The following is a 3,733-nucleotide window of genomic DNA, read 5'->3' on the forward strand; positions in this document are numbered from 1 at the left end:
GCACGGGGGGCTTGCGGCCACGCCCAGGCTCAGGGTGACGGAAAGCGGCCCGGCGGCGGTCAGCAGCGGTGCCGACTCCACGCCCGCCCGCAGCCGTTCCGCCACAGCCAAGGCTTCTTCCGGGGCGGTATCCGGCAGCAGCACGGCGAACTCCTCGCCGCCGATGCGCCCCACGGTGTCCACGTCACGCACCTCTGCCCGGCAGATGGCGGCCAGCGCACGGAGCACCTCGTCACCCACGGCATGGCCCCAGGTGTCGTTGACCCGCTTGAAGCGGTCCACATCGATGGAGATCAGGGCCAGGGGGGTGCCGTAACGACGGTGGCGCTGCACCTCGTGTTCCAGCGCCTCCAGAAACCGCCTGCGGTTGGCCAGGCCGGTCAGCCCGTCGGTGGTGGCCAGCTGGCGCAGCCGTTCCTGCGCCTCGCGGTGTTCGGTGGTATCGGTGATGATGCCGCAGTAGACGATGCCGGGTTCCTCGCACAAATCCGCCGCGCCGGATTGCCCGGCATCCACGGGCCTGGCCTCGCCCCGCCACCAGCGCATCTCGCCGCCGGGCAGCACCAGCCGCCCTTCGAACATCCAGTCCCCGCGTCGTTCCGCCGCATCGCGCAGCGAAAGCTCCCATACCATACGGTCCGCCGGATGCACCGGCAGGGCGCGCCAGTCCTGCAACAACAGTTCGGGGGGCACGCCCAGTATCTCGTGGCTGCGCGGGCTGACGTAGGTGAACCGCCGGTCGCCGAACACCTCGCGCCATTGCAGCACCACCCCCGGCACCGTGGCCGCCATGGCCCGCAGGCGCGCCTCGCTGGTGCGCAACTCTTCCACCATGCGTCGCAGCGCCGTGACGTCACGCCCCACGCCGTAGATCAGCCCCTGTTCGGGCACGAAGGCAGAATTCCAGGATATCCAGCGCCACGTACCGTCGCGGCACAGGTAGCGGTTCTCCACGTTGGTGATCACGCCGCGCTCGCGCAGCGTGTCCATGCCCTGCATGGTGGCGGCGCGGTCGTCGGGGTGCACCAGCGCCACCCACGGACGGTCCAGCAATTCTTCCTTGGACCAGCCCAGCACCTCCTGCCAGGCGGGATTCAGTTCGCGGAAGTAACCGTCCATGTCGCCCACGCACATCAGGTCCGGCGACAGGTTGAACAGCCGCCGCCGGTCCTCTTCCGCACGCCGCCGGATGGACACGTCGCGCACGATGCCCGCCACCCGCAGGGGCAGGCCGTCGCCGCCGCGTTCCACCACCCGACCGGTTTCCTGAATCCAGCGCCACGCTCCGTCCGCCCCCTGTACGCGGTATTCCGCCTCGTAACGGAGGGTTACCCCGGAAAGATGCCGCTGCCGCGCCCTTTCCAGCCCCGGCAGGTCGTCCGGATGCACCAGGCTGCGCCACGACGCCATCATGGGCGCGCATTCCACCCGGCCAAGACCCAGCACATCGCCCCAGCGGGTGTCGCAGCCCACCTCGTCGGTGAGCGCGTGCCAGCTGAAACTGCCGATGCCCGCCCCGTCCATGACCATTTCCAGGTGCTGTTCACTGCGGCGCAGGGCTTCCTCGGCGTGAACACGGTCGGTGATGTCGTGGATGATGGTGTACAGCAGGGTGCGTTCGAACAGCCGCACCGGCACGGAATGCACTTCGACGTCGCGCACCTCGCCAGAGGCCAGGCGATGGCGCGAGGTGAAACACGTCAGCCGTCCCTCGCGCAGTTCGGCCAGCCGCCGGGCCTGCTCTGCCGGTCCCAGTGTGCCGATGTCGTTGATGGACATGCCGCACAGCACCCCGTCCGGGTAGCCATAGAAGGCGGATGCCGCCGGGTTGCCTTCGATGAGGCAGCCCGTTTCCGCGTCCACCAGCAGCATCACCGCCGAATGGAACCGAAACAACTGCTCGTACAGCGATACGCCGAAGGACAGGGACGCCGGAGGGTCGCAGGCATGCCCCCCCGACGAACCTGGCCCGAACGAGTCTGGCCCGAACGAGTCTGGCCCGGACGAGTCTGGCCCGAACGAGTCTGGCCCGGACAGGCCAACTCCGGACGAGCCGGATGACGCCGCGAAAAAGGGCACATCCAAAACATCGGAGGATACGGAAGATGCGGAGGGTGCCGGGGAAGCGGGAGAAGCAGCGGAATTGCAGACCTTGTGCGCACCGGGGGCACCGGGGGCATCGGGCGCATCGGGCGCATCGGGCTGGCCGACCGAAGAGGCATGGCGCCCACGCAAGGGCTTTCGCCCCGCTTCGCTCCGGTCCGTCCCGGCCCCCGCCGTCACCGACGGTCCGGAGGTCTGTCGCCTGTTGCCGCGCGCCATGTACCGCCCTCCCTCTGGTCTGGCATTCTATGCCCACTCCGGAGAATATGCGCAAACCCGTTAGAATGGCGCCAGTCGGTCCCTGGTCACGGCATTCGTCAGGCATCTTTGGCATCTTCGGCATCCGCCCTGCAGCGGGATGATTTCCGGGGCACCCGCAGGCGTGCATGGTCGCAAGGGATATCCGGACGAAAAAGCGCGCGGGAAGGACCAGCCATCCCGCGCGCCGTGATGTTGCATCGCCGCATACGCAGCCGTGGCGACCGCGCCTACTCAACCATCACGAACTTGCCGCCCCTGACCTGCAGCATGACCATGGAATCCTCGCCCAGGCCGTTGTGGTCCTGCGGGCCAAGGGTGAACACGCCGCTCACGCCCACCAGGCCCTTGGTGGCTTCCAGCGCGTCACGCACCCTGGCCGGTTCCGTGCCCACCTTGCGCATGGCCTCCACCAGCAGCAGCAAGGCGTCCCATGCATAGCCGGAATGGGTGTTGAGGGGGTACTGCGCGTCGTACTTGTACTCGTCGCGGTACAGGCGCACGAATTCGGCGATGACCTTCTTCTGCGGGTCGCTGTCGGGCAGGGCTTCCCAGGTCATCAGCTTGGTGGCGGGCATCAGGTCGCCCTCGGACGCCTCGCCCGCCAGCTTGATGTAGGCCGGGTCGGGCAGGCCGTGGCATTGCAGCAGGGGCATGGTCAGGCCAAGGGCGTGGTGGTTCTTGGACACGAGCGCCCCGGCGGGGCCGATGGTCCAGCAGATCACCGCCTGCGGACCCTTGCCCGCCAGCGCGGTAAGCTGGGTCTTCATGTCCACGTCGGTGGGCTTGAACTGCTCGGTGCCCACGATCTCGATGCCGTATTCCGGCGCCAGCGAGCGCAGCCAGCGTTCGCCGTCCTGCCCGAAGTTGTCGCCGGAAATGAGCAGGGCCACCTTGGTCAGCTCATGCTTCTTCAGGTAGCCCAGCACCTTGCGCACCGCCGTGGACGACCGCTGGGGCGACTTGAAGACCGACCGGGCGGTACCGAAATCCATGTTGCCCAGTTTGCCTTCCATGATCACCGGGTCGCCGCCCACGGTCATCACCGTGGGAATGCCGGAGGATTCGATCTGGCGCTTCACGGCCATGCCTTCGTCGGTGCGGGTGGGGCCGATGACGGCAACCACCTTTTCCTCGCTGACGAAGCGCTTGAAGGTCAGCACGGCCTTGGTGGGGTCGCCCTCGGTGTCGCCCAACACCAGTTCGATGGGCCTGCCGTTGATGCCGCCTTCCTTGTTCACCTTGTCCACGAACATCTGGGCCACCAGCTTGGTGGGGGTGCCCACGGGCGCGGTGGGGCCGGACAGGGCGAAGAACGCGCCGATCTTCACCGGGTCGGCGGCCTGCGCGGTGGCGGCGGGCAGGCCCGCGC

The 3,733-nt window shown here is 68.1% G+C and carries 2 protein-coding genes; both read right to left on the reverse strand.

What is annotated here, in order from left to right; all coding sequences use genetic code 11:
- Positions 1–2,322 (reverse strand): sensor domain-containing diguanylate cyclase (locus tag FVW27_RS10085; RefSeq protein ID WP_243838333.1); only part of this gene is annotated, 2,322 nt, incomplete at its 3' end.
- A gap of 269 nt (positions 2,323–2,591) precedes the next feature.
- Positions 2,592–3,733: ABC transporter substrate-binding protein (locus tag FVW27_RS10090; protein WP_243838335.1), on the reverse strand; the 1,142-nt coding region annotated here is incomplete at its 5' end.

This window comes from Nitratidesulfovibrio liaohensis (assembly GCF_011682075.1).
Taxonomy (GTDB): domain Bacteria; phylum Desulfobacterota; class Desulfovibrionia; order Desulfovibrionales; family Desulfovibrionaceae; genus Cupidesulfovibrio; species Cupidesulfovibrio liaohensis.